15 protein-coding genes are annotated in these 21,178 nt (G+C 68.6%); 3 read left to right on the top strand and 12 right to left on the bottom strand.

Going from position 1 to position 21,178, the window contains the following annotated elements:
• The first annotated feature begins 273 nt into the window (after window positions 1-273).
• Together FHW85_RS20945 and FHW85_RS20940 are read left to right on the top strand one after the other, a co-directional pair.
• Complete coding sequence (locus FHW85_RS20945; RefSeq protein WP_343203722.1) at window positions 274-1,026, top strand: methylated-DNA--[protein]-cysteine S-methyltransferase; 753 nt, start codon at window positions 274-276, stop codon at window positions 1,024-1,026.
• Window positions 1,023-1,760, top strand: a complete 738-nt coding sequence (locus FHW85_RS20940) for a 2OG-Fe(II) oxygenase (RefSeq protein WP_168649550.1) — start codon at window positions 1,023-1,025, stop codon at window positions 1,758-1,760. The genes FHW85_RS20945 and FHW85_RS20940 overlap by 4 nt, the downstream gene beginning before the upstream one ends.
• A gap of 3 nt (window positions 1,761-1,763) precedes the next feature.
• Here the strand turns inward: FHW85_RS20940 and FHW85_RS20935 are convergent, their stop codons facing one another.
• Window positions 1,764-2,411, bottom strand: a complete 648-nt coding sequence (locus tag FHW85_RS20935) for a trimeric intracellular cation channel family protein (RefSeq protein WP_168649549.1) — start codon at window positions 2,409-2,411, stop codon at window positions 1,764-1,766.
• A gap of 122 nt (window positions 2,412-2,533) precedes the next feature.
• On the opposite strand from FHW85_RS20935, the gene FHW85_RS20930 reads away from it, so the two are divergent.
• Window positions 2,534-3,469, top strand: coding sequence for an MBL fold metallo-hydrolase (locus FHW85_RS20930; protein WP_168649548.1), 936 nt, complete (start codon window positions 2,534-2,536; stop codon window positions 3,467-3,469).
• 184 nt (window positions 3,470-3,653) lie between these two features.
• On the opposite strand, the gene bla is transcribed toward FHW85_RS20930, so the two are convergent.
• From bla to FHW85_RS20875, 11 genes are all read right to left on the bottom strand, one after another.
• Window positions 3,654-4,538: a subclass B3 metallo-beta-lactamase gene (bla, locus tag FHW85_RS20925; RefSeq protein WP_168649547.1), complete on the bottom strand. Its 885-nt coding sequence runs from the start codon at window positions 4,536-4,538 to the stop codon at window positions 3,654-3,656.
• 81 nt (window positions 4,539-4,619) lie between these two features.
• The gene (locus FHW85_RS20920) at window positions 4,620-4,967 is read right to left on the bottom strand and encodes a tRNA-binding protein (protein ID WP_168649546.1); all 348 of its coding nucleotides are present in this window, start codon (window positions 4,965-4,967) and stop codon (window positions 4,620-4,622) included.
• Window positions 4,964-6,253 (bottom strand): FAD-binding oxidoreductase, encoded by a 1,290-nt coding sequence (locus FHW85_RS20915; RefSeq protein WP_168649545.1) that lies wholly within the window; start codon window positions 6,251-6,253, stop codon window positions 4,964-4,966. The genes FHW85_RS20920 and FHW85_RS20915 overlap by 4 nt, the downstream gene beginning before the upstream one ends.
• Window positions 6,254-6,368: 115 nt before the next feature.
• On the bottom strand, window positions 6,369-8,777 hold the full coding sequence (pbpC, locus tag FHW85_RS20910) for a penicillin-binding protein 1C (RefSeq protein ID WP_168649544.1): 2,409 nt from the start codon (window positions 8,775-8,777) through the stop codon (window positions 6,369-6,371).
• Window positions 8,778-8,953: 176 nt separating this feature from the next.
• Entirely contained in the window at window positions 8,954-14,977 is a 6,024-nt protein-coding gene (locus tag FHW85_RS20905) for an MG2 domain-containing protein (RefSeq protein ID WP_168649543.1), read from the bottom strand.
• 418 nt (window positions 14,978-15,395) lie between these two features.
• Window positions 15,396-16,271 carry a UTP--glucose-1-phosphate uridylyltransferase GalU gene (gene galU, locus FHW85_RS20900; protein WP_167257677.1) on the bottom strand — a complete coding sequence of 292 codons (876 nt, stop codon included), beginning with the start codon at window positions 16,269-16,271 and terminating at the stop codon, window positions 15,396-15,398.
• Window positions 16,272-18,167, bottom strand: coding sequence for a nucleoside-diphosphate sugar epimerase/dehydratase (locus tag FHW85_RS20895; RefSeq protein WP_167257678.1), 1,896 nt, complete (start codon window positions 18,165-18,167; stop codon window positions 16,272-16,274).
• Window positions 18,154-19,200 (bottom strand): glycosyltransferase family 4 protein, encoded by a 1,047-nt coding sequence (locus tag FHW85_RS20890; protein ID WP_343203721.1) that lies wholly within the window; start codon window positions 19,198-19,200, stop codon window positions 18,154-18,156. Before FHW85_RS20890 ends, FHW85_RS20895 begins: the two co-directional genes overlap by 14 nt.
• Before the next feature lie 7 nt (window positions 19,201-19,207).
• Window positions 19,208-20,380, bottom strand: a complete 1,173-nt coding sequence (gene lapB / locus FHW85_RS20885) for a lipopolysaccharide assembly protein LapB (RefSeq protein ID WP_167257679.1) — start codon at window positions 20,378-20,380, stop codon at window positions 19,208-19,210.
• A complete protein-coding gene (locus FHW85_RS20880; RefSeq protein ID WP_167257680.1) occupies window positions 20,377-20,637 on the bottom strand; it encodes a LapA family protein in 261 nt (86 codons plus the stop codon). The genes lapB and FHW85_RS20880 overlap by 4 nt, the downstream gene beginning before the upstream one ends.
• 160 nt (window positions 20,638-20,797) lie before the next feature.
• Window positions 20,798-21,109 carry an integration host factor subunit beta gene (locus FHW85_RS20875; RefSeq protein ID WP_026634345.1) on the bottom strand — a complete coding sequence of 104 codons (312 nt, stop codon included), beginning with the start codon at window positions 21,107-21,109 and terminating at the stop codon, window positions 20,798-20,800.
• Window positions 21,110-21,178: the final 69 nt, after the last annotated feature.

Genomic DNA, 21,178 nt, shown 5'->3' with positions numbered 1-21,178 from the left:
CCGTCGGGAGAGGGGCTGGGGTGAGGGTGCGGGCGAAGCGCAAGAGTGATGTGTATCGCTCCGGCCGAACCCTCATCCGGCTGCCGCCACCTTCTCTCCCACGGGGACTACCTTCGGGTCGCCGGAGGGAGAAGGGTTCGCCCCTGGGAAGTAGAGAGAAGAAGCGCCGCCTAGTGCGGCGCTTTTTCATGGCAACGATCACAGCAAGAACCGGAGTGTCCGCAGCTCGCGCGAAACCTAAGCTGGCTTCACCCTCGAACCAGGAGACGCGCCATGAACGCTGCCGCCCGCATGAAAGACCACATCGACGCCACCCTGCGCGATCCGCGCTGGAGCCAGCTGCGCAACCGCGACCGGAGCGCGGACGGCTCGTTCTGGTACTCGGTGCGCAGCACCGGCGTGTATTGCAAACCTTCGTGCGCGGCGCGCCCCGCGCGGCCCGAGAACGTCGCCTTCCACGCCAGCCGCGAAGAGGCCGAGCGCGCCGGCTTCCGTCCCTGCGCGCGCTGCCATCCGGAGCGCGTGCGCGAAACGCTGCGCTACGGCATCGGCAGTTCGCCGCTGGGCCTGCTGCTGGTGGCGGCGAGCGAACGCGGCGTGTGCGCGATCCTGTTCGGCGAGCACGCCAAGGCGCTGGAAGCGGATCTGCGCCAGCGCTTTCCGCAGGCCGATCTGTCGCGCGACGACGGCGCGCTGGCCGGCACGCTGGTGCAAACCGCTGCCTTGATCGAGCATCCGCACGCGCCCTTCGACGCCACGCTCGACCTGCGCGGCACGCCGTTCCAGCGCAAGGTGTGGGAAGCGCTGCGCGCGATCCCCGCCGGCGCCACCGCCAGCTACAAGGAAGTCGCGCTGCGCATCGGCATGCCGGACGCCTCGCGCGCCGTGGCGCTGGCCTGCGGCGCCAATGCGCTGGCCATGGCGGTGCCCTGCCACCGGGTGATCCGCGGCGACGGTGCGCTGTCGGGTTATCGCTGGGGCGTGGAACGCAAGCGCGCGCTGCTGGCGCGGGAGGCGCGGGCATGAGCGCGATGCTGGAAGCGGCGCTGGGCGATGACGTCGAGGCACGCCTGGCCGCGTTCGACTGGCCGCTCGTGCTGCAGCAGCTCGACGCGCAAGGCCACGCCATGCTCCCGGGCCTGCTCGCGCCGGAAGCCTGCGACCGCATCGCCTCGCTGTACGACCGCCCCGCGCTGTTCCGCAGCAAGGTGGTGATGGCCCGCCACGGCTTCGGCCGTGGCGAATACCAGTACTTCGGCTATCCCCTGCCCTCGCCCGTCGGCGAATTGCGCGCGGCGCTGTATCCGCGGCTGGTGCCGCTGGCCAACCAGTGGAACGAAACCATGGGCATCGGCGTGCGCTATCCGCAGCGGTACGCCGAGTTCCTCGAACGCTGCCACCACGCCGGCCAGCAGCGACCCACGCCGCTGCTGCTGCGCTACGGCACCGACGACTACAACTGCCTGCACCAGGACCTCTACGGCGAGCACGTGTTTCCGCTGCAGGTGGCGGTGCTGCTGTCGGAACCGTGGCGCGATTTCACCGGCGGCGAGTTCGTGCTGACCGAGCAGCGCCCGCGCATGCAGTCGCGTCCGCACGTGGTGCCCCTGAGCGAGGGCGATGCGGTGATCTTCGCCGTGCATCACCGCCCCGTGCGCGGCAGCCGCGGCAGCTACCGGGTGAACCTGCGGCACGGTGTGAGCGAGCTGCGCTCGGGGCGGCGCCATACGCTGGGCATCATCTTCCACGACGCCAGCTGAGCCTTATCCGGTGGGCGGCTCCTGCCCGCCCGCCGCGCGCGGCAGGTGCCAGCCGTGGCGGATCGCCATGAAGCGCAGGCCGAAGCACACCGCCGCACCGGCCAGGGTGGACACGGTGGGCGGCACCTGCAGCAGGTCGCCGGCCACCACGATGGCGGCGCCGGCCAGCGCGGCCACGGCGTACAGGTCCGCGCGCAGCACGGTCGGAATCTGCGTGACCAGCACGTCGCGCAGGATGCCGCCGCCCACGCCGGTGAGCATGCCGAGCAAGGCGGCCATGGCGGGATTGAGCCCATGCGCCAGCGCCTTCTGCGCGCCGGCCACGGCGAACAGCGCCAGGCCCGCCGCGTCGGACATCTGCACCGGATTCTTCAGCCGTTCGATCAGCCCGTAGCGGTAGAAGGTGACGATGCCGGCCAGCACCGACACCGCCAGGTAGCGCCAGTCCGCGATCGCCGCCGGCGGCGTGGCGCCGATCAGCAGGTCGCGGGTGATGCCGCCGGCGTTGCCCGCGGCGAAGGACAGCACCAGCACGCCGAACAGGTCCAGCTGCCGGCGCACGCCGGTCAGCGCGCCGCTGAGGGCGAATACGAAGGTGCCGAGCAGGTCGAGCACCAGGAGCAGGTAATGCGTCATGAGAGCGGGGGTCATGGCGTCGGATCCAGCGGCGGTCCGTGCATGTCTAGCCTTTGCCGCGGTGCGGCACAAGAGCCGGCGCGCGGGCGCGCTCCAGTTTGCTACGCTGCGGCGCGTGTCCCACGGCGAAGGCGGATATGGCTCCCTCACACGGCATCCACGTCATCGACACCGGCTTCGTGCGTCCACGCTTCGATGCCGCCTACCTGGTGGCCGAGCAAGGCCATGGCGCCTTTATCGACTGCGGCACCAACCATGCCGTGCCGCGCATGCTCGAAGCGCTGGACCAGGCCGGCCTGACGCCGGAACAGGTGGACTGGCTGATCCTCACCCACGTGCACCTGGACCACGCCGGCGGCGCCGGCGAACTGATGGCGCGGCTGCCGAACGCCAGGGCGGTGGTGCATCCGCGCGGTGCGCGGCACCTGATCGATCCCACGCAGTTGTGGGCCGGCGCCAGCGCCGTGTACGGCGAAGCGGTGATGGAGAAAACCTACGGACGGCTGCGGCCGATTCCCGCCGAACGCGTGGTGGAAGCGCCGGAAGGCCACGTGGTGGAACTGCAGGGACGTCCGCTGCGCTGCCTGGATACGCCCGGCCATGCGAAGCATCATCTGTGCGTGTACGACGAGCGGGGCCGGGCCTGTTTCACCGGCGATACCTTCGGCCTGTCCTATCGCGAGTTCGACACGGAACGCGGCCCCTACGCGATCCCCACCAGCACGCCGGTGCAGTTCGAACCCGACGCGCTGCACCAGTCGATCGACCGCCTGGTCGCGCTGAAACCGGACGCCATGTACGTCACCCACTTCGGCCCCGTCGGCGATATCGAGCGCCTCGCCAAGGGGCTGCACCAGCAGATCGACGCGATGGTGAGCCTGGGCCATGCGGTGCGCGGCGAGCCGAAGGACAAGCGCCACGAGGAGCTGAAGTGGGCGCTGACCGATCTCTACGCCGGGCGCCTGGCCGCGCATGGCTGGAAGGGAACGCGCGACGAGCTGCTGCGGATCCTGGGCATGGATATCGAGCTCAATGCGCAGGGGCTGGAGGTGTGGCTGGATCGCGGGGGTTGATGCATCACTGCCCCACGCGCCTCATCCTCCCAAGCTCGTCATTCCGGCGCAGGCCGGAATCCAGTGACTGTAACGTCCGATTGCCGCGGGGGCATTCAAGAGCTGCATCTTGGAGCTGCACGCATTGAATGCAGCACCTCGCTACTGGATTCCGGCCTGCGCCGGAATGACGAGGTAGGCGCCCTCAGGGCTTCTTGGCAGCCCGCTCTTCCTTCAGCTTCTCCTCGAACTTCACCACCGACGACTGCGCCAGCGCCTTGCATGCGTTGCGGTCGAACAGCGGGTCCGGCTGCTTGCCCGCGCGATGCGCGGCGGCGCGTTCGAGGAAATCGCTCATGTCCGGATGCGTGGTGACCAGCACGTCGCAGGGCAGCGCGCCGACGATGTCGAAGGTCTTGCGGAAACCCGTGACGCGCTCCGGATGCGCCGGATCGCTGTAGCGGTACACGCCGTTGGTGAAGGCGGTGATGCTGTCGGCATAGACCACGTCCAGGCAGCGCTGCTTGTCGCAGGAGCGCCAGGTCCAGGTGGTCGCGCCCGGCGTATGGCCCGGCGTGTAATGCGCGGTCACCACGATGTCGCCAACCTTCACCGTGCCGCCGTCGGGCACTTCGTTGACCTTGGCCACCTTGGGGAAATGCGGCGCCTCGCCGTTCTGCGGATCTTCCGCGTAATCGCCGCCGGCCTTCAGCTCTTCCGCGCCGTAGTGGCTGGCGTAGACCTGCGCACCGCTGGCCGCGGCCAGCGCGGCGATCGCGCCGGCATGATCGGCATGCGCGTGCGAGTTGAGGATGGCCTTGACGTCGCCGAGGCGGAAGCCGAGCGCGCGGATGTTCTGCTCCACCAGCCTGGCGTTCTCCGGCAGGGTGCCGTCGATCAGCACGTGGCCTTGCGGCGAGGTGATCAGGATGGCGCTGAGGCCGTGCGTGCCGACGTACCAGGTATCGCCGTAGATGCGGAACGGCTTTTCCGGCGTGGTCCAGCCGCGGTCGTCGGCATCGCTGGCGTGGAGCTGGGCGCAGGCCAGCGCGACGGCGCCGGCGAGAAGAAGGCGGAGCGGCTGGTTCATCGTTCGTCCTGATCGTGGGAGGTGCCGCAGCATGCCGGCCCTGTATGGAGCGGATATGGCCGGCCGCGGGCGAGCCGTGGTCTAAGCGAGGCGCGTGCCGTTCGGCACCGGCCGTTCGATCGCCGTCAGCACCACGCCCTCGTCGGTGGGAAATCCGGTCAGCAGGAACTGCGAGCGGAACGGCCCGATCTGCTTCTCCGGAAAATTGATCACGCCGACGACCTGCCGGCCGACCAGATCTTCCGCGCGGTATAGCGCGGCGATCTGCGCGCTGGTCTTCTTCTCGCCGTAGGGGCCGAAATCCACCCACACTTTCCAGGCCGGCTTGCGCGCCTCGGGAAACGCTTCCACCCGCGTGACCGTGCCGGCCACCAGCAGCACTTTCTCGAAGTCGGCCCAGGTGATTTCCGCGCTGTGTTCGTTCGTCATGCTTCCAGTCTCGTCTTGAACCAATCGCGGCCCTGGTGCCACCAGTAGCTCGCCTGTGCCGCCAGATAGCCGGCGGGACGATGCGCGCTGGCCAGGCCGTAATCGGCGAACTGCTTCCAGCCGCCATCCCGCTCGGCAATGGCCGCGGCCAGCAGCCCGCCCGCCGCGCAGGTCGGCGCCAGGCCATGGCCGCCGAAGGCCTGCGCCCACCACAGGCCTTCCTCGCCGCCTCCGATCTGCGGCATCTGGTGGCGCGCGTAGCTCATCAGGCCGGACCAGGCGAAGTCGACGCGCACGTCCTTCAGCGACGGGAACACGCGCAGCAGGTCGCGCATCAGCAGGCGGCGCACCGCCTGCGGCGAGCGGTTGCGGATGGAAATGCGCCCGCCCCACAGCAGGCGCGTGTCCGGCAGCGGGCGGTAGTAGTCGAAGGCGAAGCGCGTGTCGTAGATCGCCGCGCGCGTGTCCAGGCAGTCGCGCAGGCGCTCGCCCAGCGGCTCGGTGGCCATCACATAGGTGGCGATCGGCAGGATGGCGCGGTCGATGCGCCGCTGCAGGCCGGCCAGGTAGCCGCCGCAGGCCAGCACCACGTGCTCGGCCAGCACCGTGCCCTGGTCGGTTTCCACGCGCCAGCGCAGGCCGTCGCGGCGCAGCTGCCAGGCGTCGGTGTTTTCATGGATGCGCACGCCCTGCCCCGCGGCGGCCGCGGCCAGGCCGATGGCGAAGTTGAGCGGATGCAGATGGAAGGCGTTGCGCTCGTACAGTCCGTCGAAATAGCGCGCGGTATGCACGCGTTCGCGCAGCGCCTGCTGCGGCACCCATTCCCATTGCACGCCGTAGTGTTTTTCCAGCAGCGCCTGGCGCGCGCGCAGCACGGCCGGGTCGCGGAACCAGTTGGCCCACAGCACGCCTTCGTCGACCAGGCCGCAGTCGATGCCATAGCGCAGTACTTGCGCGCGGATGCGTTCCACCGCCGCGGTGGTCAGCCCGAACAGCGCGCGTGCGCGCTCCTCGCCGAGCTGGTCCAGCAGGCTCTGCTCGCCCAGCGAATAGCCGGCGAAGACGAAGCCGCCATTGCGGCCGGAGGCGCCGAAGCCGACCTGCTCGCGCTCCAGCAGCAGCACGTCGCGCACGCCGCGCTCGGCCAGCGCCAGCGCCGTATGCAGGCCGGCGAAGCCGCCGCCGATAATGGCCACCTTGGCTTCCGCGCGGCCGCGCAGCGCGGCGTACGGCTCGTAGGCGTTCGCCGTGGCGCGGTAATAGGAAGGGGCCGGTGGCTGCTTCATCGTGGCGCTCGGAGGCAGGCTGCGCGGGACAGGCCTGGGAGCATAGCGCAGCCCCGCGCGGGCTCCGGCGTGACCGTTGGCAGGGTCGTTCGATCCTGCTTCATCTGGGTACCCGTTATTCGACCAGGCTCACACCCAGCGGCCGGGTATCGCTCATGCCGCGGTCGTCCACCACGCGCACGTCGTAGTTGCCCGCCGCCGGCGGCTGCCAGAACAGCGGCTGCCCCGGCGCGCTGCTGCCGACATAGGCGTCGTTGACGAACCAGTACAGCGTGCGCGTGGCGGCGTCGCCGTTCGCGCTGAAGGCAATGCGGCTCTCGTCGCTCCGCTTCAGCCGCAGCGCGTAGATGCTGCCGCGCAAGGGCGAGGTGATGCGCGGCGGCTCGCCCACCGCCTCGCCGCCGTTGACGCAGGCCTCGTTGCGCGGCGGCGTGCGGCGCGGGATGCCGGCCTGGATAAACACCTGCTGCAGTTCGGACGGCCAGAACTCGTACACCTCCAGATGGGTGCGCTTGCCGTCGTAGGGCGGACAGGCCGGCTTGCCGGTGGCGTCGTCGATCACCACCGGGCGATGCACCTGGCTGACCCGGATCGGCGACTTGCCCGGAATGAACCAGGTGGTGCCCTTCTGCGGGCACCATTGATTAGGCAGCTCGCCGCTGGCCAGGCAGATCGACACGCGCTTGAGATTGGCCGGCATGCGGCGGATCGGCTCGGCCATGCCCGGCTGCTCGGCGCGCAGCGCGTCGACGATCTGGAAGAACAGCGGCGCCGCCGCTTCCACGCCGACGAAGGCCGGATTGCTGCTGCCGTCGAAATTGCCCACCCACACCACCAGCACGTAGGGGCCGAAGCTGCCGGCGGTCCAGGCGTCGCGGAAGCCCCACGAGGTGCCGGTCTTCCAGTACACCGGCAGGCGGTAGGGCTGCGCGCCGGTGGTTTCGTCGGGGCGCGGGTTCTGCCGCAGCATGTCCATCACCATGAAGCTGGCTTCTTCGCTGAGCAGGCGCGTGCCCTGCTTCGGCAGCGGATCGTTCGCGGCCAGGCGCAGCGGCTTCAGTTCGCCGCGGTTGGCCAGCATGGCGTACAGGCCGGCCAGCTCCTGCATGGTCACTTCGCCGCCACCCAGCACCAGGGCCAGGCCGTAGTGCTTCTCGCTGGCCAGGCGGCCGATGCCGGCCTCGCGCAGGAACTGATAGAAGCTCGGCCCGTGCAGCTGCGAGGCCACCCATACCGCGGGGATGTTGCGGCTGCGCACCAGCGCTTCGGTCGCGGTGACCGGCCCGAGAAAATGGCCGTCGAAATTCTCCGGCGTGTACGGGCCGAACGAGGTCGGCACGTCGCGCAGCACGGTCTGCGGATGCAGCACGCCCTGGTCGAAGCCCAGCGCGTAGATGAAGGGCTTGAGCGTCGAACCCGGCGAGCGCTTGGCCTGGGTGCCGTTGACCTGGCCGTGGATGGCGGCGTCGCCATAGCCGGCCGAGCCGATCATCGCCTTGATCGCCATGTCGCGCGTATCGACCAGGATCGCCGCCGCATTGCGCACGCCGCGCGACTGGTTGCGTTCGATATAGCGCGCGACCTGGCGTTCCAGGTCGTGCTGCAGGTCCAGGTCCAGCGTGGATGCGACGCGGCTGTCGGTGTTGCCGGCCTCCAGCCGCCGCGCATTGAGCAGCTGCTCCACCGCATGCGGCGCCTCGAATGGCAGGCGCGAAAGCGAACGCAGGTTGAGCGGCAGCGCGAACAGCGGCTTCAGCGCGGCGTCGGCGGGGTGCTGCTGCAGCCAGCGCGCGTAGAGGCGGTTGCGCGAGTCGGCGAGGTGGCGATTGATCACGTCCGGCGCGGCGTCCGCTGCCTCGCCGCCGGCGCGCAGGCGGCGGGCCGGATCCTGCGGCACCACCGCCAGGGTCAGCGCTTCAGGCAAGGTGAGCGCGGCGGGCGGCTGGTCGAAATAGGCCAGGCTGGCGGCGCCCACGCCTTCCACGTTGCGCCCGTACGGCGCGTAGTTGAGATAGGCCTCGAGGATCTCGTCCTTCGAATAGAACAGCTCCAGCTGCACCGCGCGCCCGAGCTGGCGCAGCTTGCCCAGCGGCGAGCGCGTATTGAGCCGCCACAGCAGGCGCGCCAGCTGCATGGTCACGGTGGAGCCGCCCTGCGGATTGCCGTGGCGCACATAGGTGACCCAGGCGCCGCGCGCCAGGCCATAGGGATTGAAGCCGGCATGCCAGCGGTACCAGCGGTCCTCGTGCAGCAGCACGCCCTGCACCAGCTGCGGCGAGATGTCCTTCAGCGGCACCCACAGGCGGTAGCGGTCGTCGCTGGCCAGGGTGAGGCGCAGCAGGCGGCCCTTGGCGTCGTAGACGGCGGTGGAGGAAGGCAGCCATGTGCGCAGGCGCTGATGAGGCCACAGGCGCAGGCCCGCCAGCACGGCGGCGATCAGCGCGGCGCCGACGAGCCAGTTCTGCCAGCGGAGGACCCAGCGGGTGAGGGCTTTGACGGCGGGATGGGCTAATAGAGCTTTCATTGCGATCGAAGCTCTGCGGAGCTTCGCTATTTCCTCAGTCTCCAAGCTGGAACCCTTCTCCCTCCGGGAGAAGGTGCCGGCAGGCGGATGAGGGTGCGGGCGGAGCGCAACGTCCCGCTCCGCCCATACCCTCACCCCAACCCCTCTCCCGATGGGAGAAGGGCTTTTTTTCACGCTTACGGCTTGCTCACCGTCAACGTCGTACCACCCGGCGAGCGCGCCTGGATCGTGCGGTCGTACATCGACTCGCCGTACGCCGGCGGCACGATGAACTTGCCGGCGTTGGTGGCCTTGATGCGGTACACGAACTGGCGCACGTCCGGGGTGGCGGTGCCGTAGATCACCACGCGGTCCTCGCGGATGTCGGCGTATTCCGGCATCCAGGTGGAACTGGACAGGCCGATCGGCGAGCGCCAGGCGCTGGCCTCGACCTTGCTGTCGCCGCCGGCATCGTTCTGCTCGCTGCCGTCCTCCTGGTGGTCGGTCACTTCCGGCGGCGGCTGGATCACCGGCTCGAAGCCGCCGGGCAGCAGGTCGACGATGGCCACGTTGGAGACGCCCTCGTCGCGGGTGGCGCGGATCTTCACGTGCACGTCGATCTCCTCGCCCACCTTCACCTCGCTCAGCGCCTTGCCGCTGGTGTCGGTGTATTCGCGGATGATCTCGATGCCGTCCTTCACCGCCTTGGCCGGCGCGTCGCGGTCGTAGCCGCCCTGGCTGGCCACGTACCAGGCCGGCAGCGCGCCGCCGTTGACGTAGCGCAGGCGGGCCGCCGCGGCGCTCCAGCTGCCGGCTTGCACCAGGTTGCCCTGCAAGGTGGCGATGGCCTTGACGCTGCCGTCGGCGTGCACTTCGTCGATGCCGAGCTTGGCCACGTCGGCGGCCGCGTCGTTGGCGTAGGCGTCCAGCGCCAGGATGGTCATCGACGAGGACAGCGTGTTGTACCAGCGGTGCGACAGCGCGTAGCCGATGTTCTCCCACACGCGCGGCGACAGGTTCTTCGCCCGCTCGGGGAAGTGCTTGCCCAGGACGTAGAGCACGCTGGAATCGCGGATCAGCGCGTCGTAGTAGTAGCCGTAGACGTAGCGCTTGTCGCGGTCGCTGCGCTCCAGCAGCTTCTGCGGGCCGGCGATCAGCTGCGCGGCCTGCTTGTCCTGCTTCAGCAGCTGGTACGAAGCGGCCAGCCAGGCCGCGGCCAGGTCGTTCTTCCACTGGTCCGGGTACGCATCCTGCAGGCGCTTCTGCACGGCCGCCAGGTCGTTGGTGGTGACATTGCCCTGGCGGGTCAGCAGGTACACGGCGTAGGCGCGCTGGCGCAGCTTGTCCAGCGAGTCCATGCCGTTGTCGCCGGCGAGCTGGCGCAGGTAGGTGTTGCCGGCATTGAACATGTCCGCCGGCACGCTCACGCCGCGGTCGCGCGCTTCGATCAGGAAGTTCATCGCATAGGCCGACACGAACGGCTCGGCGTCGGGCGTGGCCGCCCACAGGCCGAAGCCGCCCTGCCCGTTCTGGCGCGAATGCAGCACGTCGAGGAAGTTGGACAGCGCTTCCTCGTTGCTGAGCTTCTTGGCTTCGAAGGCCGGCTGCAGCGCATGCGCGAACACCGGCACCACCGGCCACTTCGGCAGCACCAGGCGCGGCATGGCCGAGCTGATGATCTGCTCGCTGCAGTAGTTCTGGTAGTTCACCAGATAGCTGGTGAGGCCCTGCGCCAGCACCACCGGCAGCGGCGAGATGGCGGAATCGCGCGCGGCGTATTCGTCGTAGAGCTTGCGCAGGTCCGGCAGGTCGGCCTTGGCGCCGGCATCGACGCGGCCCACGTCGACCTGGGTGCGGTAGGCCGAAGCCGGGCGCACGGAAAGGTCCACGCTCTGCCTGGCCGACTTGCCGCCATAGCCCGCGCTGAAGCTGAGATTGCCCGAGCCGAGCTTGTCGGTGGCCTTCACGCGGAACAGCGCCACGCCTTCGCGCATCTCGCCCAGGCTCAAGGATTGCGTGGCCTCGCCCAGCACCTGCAGCTGCGGGCCGGTCTTCAGCGTGACCGCCACCGGCACCGGCTTGCCGCCCAGGCCCGTGAGGTTGTTGGCCACGCCCACGCTCACTTCGGCCTCGTCGCCCGGGGCCAGGGTGGTGGGCACGTTCGGCGACAGCACGAAATCGCCGCGCACGGTGGTGGCGCCTTCGAAGGTACCGACGCGATCCGGCGACACGCTGACCGCCATCACGCGCAGCTTGCCGTTGAAGTAGTCCGGCACCTGGTAGGTCAGTTCCTTCTCGCCGTCCACGTCGACGATGCCGGACCAGAACGCCACCGGCTTGTCGCGCTTGCGCTTGAAGGGATTCAGCTGGCGGCCGATCGCCGCATCCGCATCGCCGCCGGGGGCAGCCATGGCCATCAGCTTCTCGAAGTCCGGCAGGATCAGGTCGAGGATCTGCGAGGTGCCCACTTCCAGCATGCGCTTGCGGAAGAAGAACTTCAGCGGATCGCCCAGCTTGTAGCGGGCCACCTGCAGGATGCCTTCGTCCACCGCGAACACCACCGCCCTGGTCGGCTGCGGCGCGCTGAGCTTGAAGGTTACTGTCTCGCCCGGCTTCACCAGCGCGGGCGCGTCCACCTTGATGGCGTTGCGGCGCGCATCGAGGTTGACCGAGAACGGCACCACGCCATAGCTCAACGGACTCATGAAGATCTCGTCCGAGGACGGATCGCGGATGTACTGCACGTTGATGTAGCCGTTGCCTTCGAAGTCCGCCGGCACGGTGATGTGCTGCACCGAGCTGGTGGTGTCGGCATGGAACCAGGCGTGCGCGTAGACCTTGTCGCGCTCGATGGTGATCAGGCCGCTGCCCGCGTAAGGCGCACGCACGGCGATCTCGACGGCTTCGCCCGGCGCGTAGTCCGGCTTGCTCAGGCTGAGCTGCAGTTCGGCGTTGCGGTCCAGCGAGCGCGACACGTTGGCGTCGCCGGCCACCGAGAAGTCCACCCGGTTGACCTCGACGCGGTCGCTGCCGCGCAGGATCACCAGGGCGTAGTTGCCCGGCTTGTCGGTGGGCAGCGCGTAGTCCATGCCGGCGGCCGTCAGGGTCAGCGGCTTTTCGCTGACGGCGATTTCCTTGAGCTTGGACTGGTACTTGTAGACGCCCGAATCCTGCTTGGTCAGCACCGAGATATAGCGGCGCTCGATCAGCTCGGCGCGCAGGTCCTTCACCTCGGTGGCCTTGGCGTGGCTGTCGATCGCCACCAGGTGCACGCTGCGCGGCGAGCCGCGGCCGACGTAGTCCAGGCTGTCCGCGGCGCGGTAGCCGACCAGCCAGTCGTTGCTGGAGACCAGGGTCTGCGCGGCGGCGGCGACGTTGCGGCCGCCCTCGGCTTCATAGGCCTTGGCCAGGAAGTACAGCTGGTAGGTGGCGTCGGCGTACTTCTTCAGGTCCAGCGCGAATTCGGCATGGCCCTTGTCGTCGGTGGTGCCGTCCTGCAGGGCTTCTTCGTAGCCCTCCTTGGCGCGGCGCACGTCGTAGAAGTGGTAGTCCTGCCAGCTGCGGAACGCCGGCCAGGCCGGACGCAGGGTGAGCGAGGCCTCGACGCGGCGGTTTTCCGCCGGCGTGCCGAACAGGTTCTGCACGTCGACCAGGCCCTTGAGCTGGTCCGGCTTGACCCAGCCTTCCGGCACCTGCTGCGACAGCCTGGCCTCGACCTTCATGCGGTCGGGCAGGAATTCCTTCACCTGCACGGTGGTGCTGCCGATCTGCGCGCCGGCCTTGCCGTCCTTGACGATGTACAGGTTCACCGTCCAGGTGCCGGTGGGCGCGGTTTCCGCCGGTGCGTAGGAGAGTTCGCCGAAGCCGCTGGCGTCCATGCTCATCGGCAGCTGCTTCACGGTCACGCCGCGCGGGTCGACGATCTCCGCCTGCAGCGGCACGCCGGCCACGCTGCGCGTCCAGCTGGCGGCGCGCACGATCAGGCCGATATGGAAGGTGTCGCCCGGGCGGTAGATGCCGCGGTCGGAGAACAGGTAGCTGGACAGCTGGCCCTGGTTGGTGGCGTTGCGCTCGCCGCCGATGTCGAAGCGCGAATAGTCGAGCTGGCGGTCGTAGCTGCCGATCGGCAGGAAGGAGAGATCCTCGCCCTTCTTCACCAGGTACAGCACCGGGCGCTTCTCGCGCTCCAGGCCCTTGAGCGTGGGGAAATGCACCACGCCGTCGGCGCCGGTGCTTTCGCTGAACAGGGTCTGCCCGTTCACCGCCAGCACCGACACGGTGGCGCCGGCCACCGGCTGGCCGTCGTGGATGGACTGCACGAACACGTCCTGGCTGCCGTCGACGGCGCGCTTGACCAGCATGCCCAGGTCGGTGACCACCACCAGGCGGGTGTCGGCCGGGTCGGGCGTGCTGGTGTCGGCTTCGGCGGCGTCGCCCTCGGCCTCGCCTTCGCCTTCCGCGTCGGCGCCTTCATCCGCGGCCGCGGCGGTGCGCGGCGCGGCTTCCGGCCCCTGCTCCGCCGCCTTGGCGGCATCGGCGCGCTTCTTCTCGGCGGCCGCGTCGTAGGCGGACAGATGCAGCAGGAACACGCCGCGCTTGCCGTCCTTCAGGTACTGCGCGAGATCCACGCCCTCGTAATGCGCCTTGCCCGGGTCGCCCTTGGGGAAGCTGCGCTTCTGCTCGAAGCGGTCGACGATGTGGTCTTCGCTGAACGCGTAGTTGAGCGACGGATGCGCGTAGTTGCCTTCGTTGAGGCTGACCAGGTGCTGCAGCTGGTCCGGCAGCACGCGGCCCACTTCCACCCGCATGCCGGGCAGATTGCGCGACACCACCGAGATGCGCTTGCTGCCGCTGAGCGACAGCAGCGAGCCGTCGGCCATGAAGCGCAGCAGCTTGGGGTAGTCCGGCACGGTCAGCGCCTGCACCCTGGGCTGGCCCAGGATGTAGCCGCCGAACGACTTCAGGCCCTTTTCCACGCGCACGTAGATGCGCTGGCCGGGTTCGGCGTGGAACTTGAAGCTCTGGCCGGCTTCGTATTCGTTCTCGGTCGGCACCAGTTCCAGCTTGAGCGGCTGCGACTTGCGCAGCAGGTCTTCGCTGACCTGGGAAACGTCCCACGGGTACGGCGAGTCGTCGTCGGACTGGTCCACCTTCGGATTGCGGTTCGGCAGGATCCAGGCCTTGGTCAGGCCGGCCAGCTCGCTGTCGCGCACCGTGCCGCCGAGGCCCATTACCAGCACCTGCTCGGGCTCGTACTTGTCGTTGTCGACCAGGGTGGGCGAGATGTCGTCGATGGTGAGGCTGTACAGGCCCGGCACCTTCACCGCGGTATCGAGTTTTTCCTTGTAGGCGTCGCCGCCGCGCAGGCTGCGCACGCCCTTGTCGAGCGCGTACTTCACCGCGCCGTCGTCGCGCGGCAGGGCCAGCGGCTGGGAATGGATCCAGGCCTGCAGCTTGTACGGGTCGTACACGACGGTGAACTTGAGATCGCTGTCGGCGCTGCCCTTCTGGCTGAGCGTGAGCGCGATGCGCTTCTCGAACTGCGCGGTGTCCACCGGATAGTTGAAGCTCACCGGCTGGATGGTCTTCTTGGCGGTGGCGTCCTGCGGGTCCTGGAAGAATTCGCCGCGGCCGAACTTCACCACGAAGGGTTCGGTGTCGAAGCTGAAATGGTCGTCGGCCATCAGCACGTGCGGCGCGAACATCCGGGGGATGTCGAAGCGCACTTCGAAGTGCTTGCCGACCGGCCAGTCCTCGCTGGGGGCGAAGCGCAGGGTGCGGTCGTCCTCCCAGGTCCACTGCCCCTTCATCACCGGGTCCATCACCACGCCCGCGGTGACCGGCTTGCCGACGCCTTCCAGCGGCGCGGCCGAACGCGAGAAGCGCACGGTGAGCGGGTCGTAGCTGATGGTCTGCGCGGTGTAGTTGGTGATGCCCGGCTTGCTCACCTCGAAGGTGATGCGGGTGGGTTCGACCGGCTTGGGGCGGTTCTTGTACCACTCCCAGCCGAACCAGCCGCCCACCGCCAGCGCCACCACGCCGACCAGCAACCCGGCCGACTGCAGCGGCTTGCGCCTGACGAAGGCGCCCGTGGCGGGCACCCAGCCCGGCGCGGACCAGGACACGTTGCCGATCAGCGGCCGCAGCAGCAGCGCGATCACATAGAGCAGGCCGCGCAGCAGGCGCAGGGGCAACGAGAGCAGAAACCGCAGCAAATCCATAATGCTTCCTGGCAATTCATCCGATGAAGACGCAAGACGGCGCTAGGCCGACTCTGGGCCGGAACCCGCATGCGACAAAGCCGCTCCAGCGAGTGGAACAGCGTCGTGATCAGGTCTTTCCCCTTGACGCATCCTGCCTGCGATTCCTGGCGGAATGCTGATGGGATTGTGGCATGGGCGCGTTGAGATTTGGGCGGCGAAGAGTATTGCGCGCCTACAAATCAGAGTTCTTCTCCCCTCCGGGGAGAAGATGCCGGCAGGCAGATGAGGGGCCACTCTAGCGACAGTGTTTCTATGGAGCGGAGAAAAGCTTTCAGGCTTTCTCGACCCTCAGCTCACCGCTCCGGCCGCCCCCTCACCCCAACCCTCTCCCCGGAGGGGAGAGGGGGTAGGTCGTCGTGGGCTGGGAGGCTGCTCTTTACAGGCCGGCGAGCAGCTCGCGCACCACCGGCGCCAGCTTCGGATCCTGCAGCGCCATGTGCATGGTCGCGCGCACCAGGCCGGCCTTGTTGCCGCAGTCGAAGCGGGTGCCTTCGAAGCGGTAGGCCAGCACCTTGCCCTGTTCCTTGAGCAGGGCGTCGATCGCGTCGGTCAGCTGGATCTCGCCGCCGGCGCCCGGCGTGGTCTTTTCCAGCAGCTCGAAGATGCGGCCCGGCAGCACGTAGCGGCCGACCACGGCGAGGTTGGACGGCGCCTCGGACGGCTTGGGCTTTTCCACCATGTGGCGGATCTGCGCGCTGCGCGGATCGATCGGCGTGGCGTCGACGATGCCGTACTTGTCGGTGTCGTTCTGCGGCACTTCCTCCACCGCGATCACGCCGCCGGCGCCCTGGCTCTGCGCCAGCTCGGCCATCTGGCCCAGCGCGCCCTTGCCCTTGTTCCAGATCAGGTCGTCCGGGAGGATCACGCCGAACGGCTCGTCGCCGACCACGGGCTTGGCGCACAGCACGGCGTGGCCCAGGCCCAGCGCCTCGGGCTGGGTGACGAAGATGGCGCGCACGTTGCGCGGCAGGGTGCCCTGCACCAGGGCCAGCAGTTCGTCCTTGCCCTTTTCCTGCAGCTTCGCTTCCAGCTCATAGGCCTTGTCGAAGTAGTCGGCGATGGCGTGCTTGTAGCGGTTGGTGACGAACACCAGGGTGTCGGCGCCGGCATCGACGGCTTCATCCACCGCGTACTGGATCAGCGGCCTGTCCAGCACCGGCAGCATTTCCTTGGCGACCACCTTGGTGGCCGGCAGGAAACGCGTGCCCAGGCCCGCTACGGGAAACACCACCTTGCGCAAAGGCTTGCTCACTCACTTCTCTCCTGATTCGTTGCGACGGATCGACACCACGTTGTCCGGCTGCGCCACATCGCTCCAGCGGAACGAGGGCAGCAGGCTGGACACGCAGCGCCTGAGGGTTTCCTCATCGTAGGCGACCGTGGCTTCGGACGCCTTCACCAGCTGGGCCTGCAGCAGGTCCCAGCTGACCTGGCGGTACTGCGCCAGGAAGATCTTGGCGTGCGCGGTCGCCGTGTAGTTTTCCAGCGGATGGAACAGTTCCTCGAACAGCTTCTCGCCGGAGCGCAAACCGGTGAACACGATGGGAATCTCGGTGCCCGGCTTCTTGCCGGCCAGGCGGATCATCTGCTCGGCGAGGTCGCGGATCTTCACCGGCTCGCCCATGTCCAGCGCGAAGATCTCGCCGCCCTTGCCCAGGCTGGCCGCCTGCAGGATCAGCTGGCAGGCCTCCGGGATGGTCATGAAATAGCGCGAGATCTCCGGGTGCGTGATGGTGACCGGGCCGCCCGCGCGGATCTGCTTGCGGAACAGCGGCACCACCGAGCCGGCCGAATCGAGCACGTTGCCGAAGCGCACGGTGATGTAGCGCGTGGTGGAGCGGGCATCGAGGTTCTGGCACCAGATCTCGGCGATGCGCTTGCAGGCGCCCATCACGCTGGTGGGGTTGACCGCCTTGTCGGTGGAGATCAGCACGAAGCATTCGACGTGGTGGCGGTCGGCCAGGTCGGCCATGTTGCGCGAGGCCAGCACGTTGTTGCGGAAGGCCGAGCGCAACTGGCCCTGCAGCAGCGGCACGTGCTTGTAGGCGGCGGCGTGGAACACCACCTGCGGCTTGTATTCGACGAACAGGCGCGTCATGGCGGCGGGGTCGCCGCAATCGGCCAGGATCGGGTCGAACAGCAGCTCGGGGAATTCCTGGCGCAGTTCCTGCGCGATCTGGTAGAGGTTGAACTCGCCGTTGTCCACCACGCACAGCGACTGCGCGCCCAGGCGCGCCACCTGCCGGCACAGTTCCGAACCGATCGAGCCGCCGCCGCCGGTGACCAGCACGCGCTTGCCGGTGAGGGTTTCGCGGATGGCCGTCCAGTCCAGCTCCACCGCGTCGCGGCCGAGCAGGTCCTCGATGGCGACTTCCTTGATCTCGTTGAACTGGGCGCGGCCGGCGACCACGTCCTCCAGCTTGGGCACGGTGCGGTACGGCAGGCCGGTCTGGTCGCACAGCTCGACCACGCGGCGCATTTCCTCGGTGGAGGCACCGGGCATGGCGATCAGCAGCATCTGCGCGGCCACTTCGCGCGCCAGCTCCGGCAGCAGCTCCACCCGGCCCAGCACCGGGCGGCCGTTGATGCTGGCGCCGCGCAGGCTGTCGTGGTCGTCGACGAAGCCGACCACGGCGTAGCGGCTGTCGCGGTGCAGGTCGCGCGCCAGCGCCTCGCCGGCGCGGTCGGCGCCGACGATCAGCACGCGCTGCACCGGCTGCGACTGGAACATGTCAATGCGGCTGTCCTTCCAGAAGCGGTAGGCCAGGCGCGGGCCGCCGAGCAGCATGGACAGCACTACCGGATAGACCAGCAGCACCGAGCGCGGCACGTCTTCCAGGCGGTTGTAGAGGAACAGGATCAGGCCGATGGCGAGCGAGCCGATGACCGTGGCGCGCAGGATGTTCCACAGGTCCGGCAGGCTGGCGAAGCGCCACAGGCCGCGGTATAGGCCGGTCCAGTTCAGTACTAGGCCCTGCACCGCCAGCACCAGCGGGAATTCCAGCAGGTGGAAGTGCACCGACACGCCGCCCACCAGGGCGTAGCGCAGCGACTTGGCGATCCACCAGGCCAGCGCCGCCATCAGCAGGTCGTGCAGCACGACGGCCGCACGCGGATGGATGACAGCGATGAATTTACGTAGCGACATGACTAGCCTTGTGCTGGATACGCCACAGACAGTAGCGCTTGGCGAGCACCCAAGCTGCGCCCGCGATCAAATAGGTGACGACGCCTATGGTCCATCCCCATCCCGGACAGCAGCATGACAGCCACGCCAGCGGCGCCGCCACCAGTACGTTCCAGGCCAGATAACAGGCATCCCCCCTGGCGTGCGAAAAGCCGCTGCGAACCAACCATTGATACAGGTGCTCGCGATGCGGGGCGTACCAGCGCCGTCCCTTCAGGAAACGGTTCAGCAGGGTAAGGCTGGCGTCCGTTACGAAGGATGAACTCAGGATCACGGCCGGCCAGACCAGATGGTCTACCCGCCATAGCAGCGCGGTGAAGGCAAACAGCAGGAAACCCAGGGTGCCGCTGCCCACGTCGCCCATGAAGATGGCCGCCCGCGGCCGGTTGTAGCACCAGAAGCCCAGCGCGGCGGCCGCCAGGCAGGCGGCGGACACGGCCAGGGCCGGCTGCCCCGCCCCGCCCGCCAGCAGGGCCAGTCCCACCGCCACGAACAGGCATTGCTGGGCCAGGATGCCGTCGATGCCGTCCATGAAGTTGTGCAGATTGATGCTCCAGGCCCCGCCCAGCACCAGCAGCGGCAGCCACAGCCAGGACACCTCGCCCAGGGCCGGCGCCCCCGCGATCAGCGCGCCGCCGAACAGCAGGCTGGCGCCCAGCTGAACGCCCAGGCGCGGCAGCACGGGCAGCGAATGATGGTCGTCCCACCAGCCGATCGCGGCCACCAGCACGGTGCCCAGCGCAAAGGCCAGCGCCACCTGCCACGGCCACGCCGGCGCGAACAGCAGCAGCGCCCACGGCGAGGTCGCCAGCACGGCGGCGACCATGCCGATGCCGCCGCCGCGCGGGGTGGGAATGGAATGCGAGCGGCGCTGGCCGGGGTGGTCGAGCATGCCGCGCCAGCGCGCATAGGCGATCGCGGCGAGCACGATCAGCAAGGCAAGGATGAGCGAGGCCAGCACCATTCCTGAGGCCAGCACGAGGGGCGTCATCATCGCGGCCTCACTCGTTGGCGACGCCGTGGATCGGCCGGATCGTGCTCCAGCTCTTGCAGCTGGGGCATTGCCAGTGGTGGGCCTTGGCGCCGAAGCCGCAGCGGCTGCAGCGGTACATGGCCTGGCCTTCCAGCAGCTTCTTGGTGAGGTCGCGCAGGATCAGGAAGTTCTCGCGCGCCTCGCCTTCGACCTTGTCCATGGTGGCGTCGATCAGCGCCATCAGGCCGCGCACCGAAGGGCGCTGGCGCAGCTGCGAGGTGAGGAAGTCGATCGCCGTGCGCTCGCCGTCGCGCTGCTGGTACAGGCGGGTGAGCGCGAGCACCGGCGAGATGCCGTGGTAGCGCTCCAGGATGTCGCGCAGGAAACGCTCGGCGCGTTCCATCTGCTGCGAGCGCGCGTAGCTGTTGAGCAGCGGCGGCAGGATTTCCGGCACGAAGGCGATATCCGCTTCCACCGCCGCCTCGTAGGCCTCGATGGCCTTGCCGTGCTCGCCCTCTTCCGCATGCAGGCGGCCGGTGAGCATGAAGGCGCGCACGCTGTCGTGCTGGCAGGCGAAGGCCTGGCGCAGGTATTCGCGGGCGTCCTGGCGCGCGCCGTGCTGGCGGGCCTGCTCGGCCAGTTCGCAATAGAACTGGGCGATCATGCCGGCCTCGTCTTCGCCGGTCATGGCTTCGAGGCGGCGCGCGTGTTCGATCGCCTTGTGCCAGTCGCGCTCGTGCTGGTAGATCGCGATGAGGTGGCGCAGCGCGGACGGCGCGTGCGCATCCATCGCCACCAGGTCGGAGAACAGCGTTTCGGCGCGGTCGAGCAGGCCGGCGCGCATGTAGTCCTCGCCCAGTTCCAGCAGCGCGACGGTCTTCATCGCATCGGACAGGCCCGGACGCGAGACCAGATGCTGGTGCAGGCGGATCGCGCGATCCACTTCGCCGCGGCGGCGGAACAGGTTGCCCAGGGCGAGATGCGTTTCCACCGTGTCGCGGTTGTATTCCGCCAGGCGCAGGAACACTTCGATGGCCTTGTCCTGCTCTTCGTTGAGCAGGTAGTTCAGGCCGCGGAAGTAGTCGGAGGAAAGCTCGCTGACCTGCGCGCCCGAGCGTTTCGCTCCGGCGCTCCGGGCGGTCCACCAGCCACTGATGAAGGCGACCGGGATCAGCAGGGCCAGCACATAGAGGGCGATCATGCGTCGGCGGGGAGCTTGGAATCCGTGCCGCGGGCGCTCTGCCGGCGCTGGCGGCGATGCCGCGCGCTGGTGCCCAGCCATGCCGTCAGCCCGCCCAGCAGCCAGCCCACGGCCATCGCGGCGAGCAGGGCCGCGCCCTTGGGCAGCTGGAAGCGTGCGAAGCCGAGGTCGTAGCCGACAAGGTCGGCGTTGAGCGCGCCCAGCGCCACGCCGGCGGCGATGAAGAGCAGGAGAACGAGCGTGACGATCAATCGCATGCCCGGGACTTTAACCGATTGATGCCTACCGGCACAGGCGTCCGCGAGGCCAGTGTTCATGCGGTGTGCGCAGGTTTTCGCATTCACGACGCACAGACAAAAAAGAAGGCAGGACCGGCTCGACGCCGCCTGCCTCCATCACTTGCCTGGCCTGAAGCCTTCAGGCCGCGGAAGCCGCTTCCGCTTCGGCCAGGGCCTGGTTGACGCGTTCGCGCAATTCCTTGCCCGGCTTGAAATGCGGCACGTGCTTGCCCGGCAGGGCCACCGCTTCGCCGGTCTTGGGATTGCGGCCCATGCGCGGCGGACGGTAGTGCAGCGCGAAGCTGCCGAAACCGCGGACTTCGATGCGTTCGCCGTGGGAAAGCGCGTTGCTCATCTGCTCGATGACGCTCTTGACGGCCAGTTCGACGTCGCTGAAGGCCAGATGGGTCTGGCGCCGTGCCAGCGCTTCGATCAATTCGGATTTGGTCATGGGTCCCCAATGTCCGTGACGATGGAACCACGGGGCGGCGAGCGCCGCCCCGTGTCTTGCGTGTGTTGC

This window comes from Dyella sp. SG609 (assembly GCF_012275375.1).
GTDB lineage: Bacteria > Pseudomonadota > Gammaproteobacteria > Xanthomonadales > Rhodanobacteraceae > Dyella_D > Dyella_D marensis.
The sequence above is the reverse complement of the archived record's forward strand: the minus strand, read 5'-3'. Positions and strand labels throughout refer to the sequence as shown.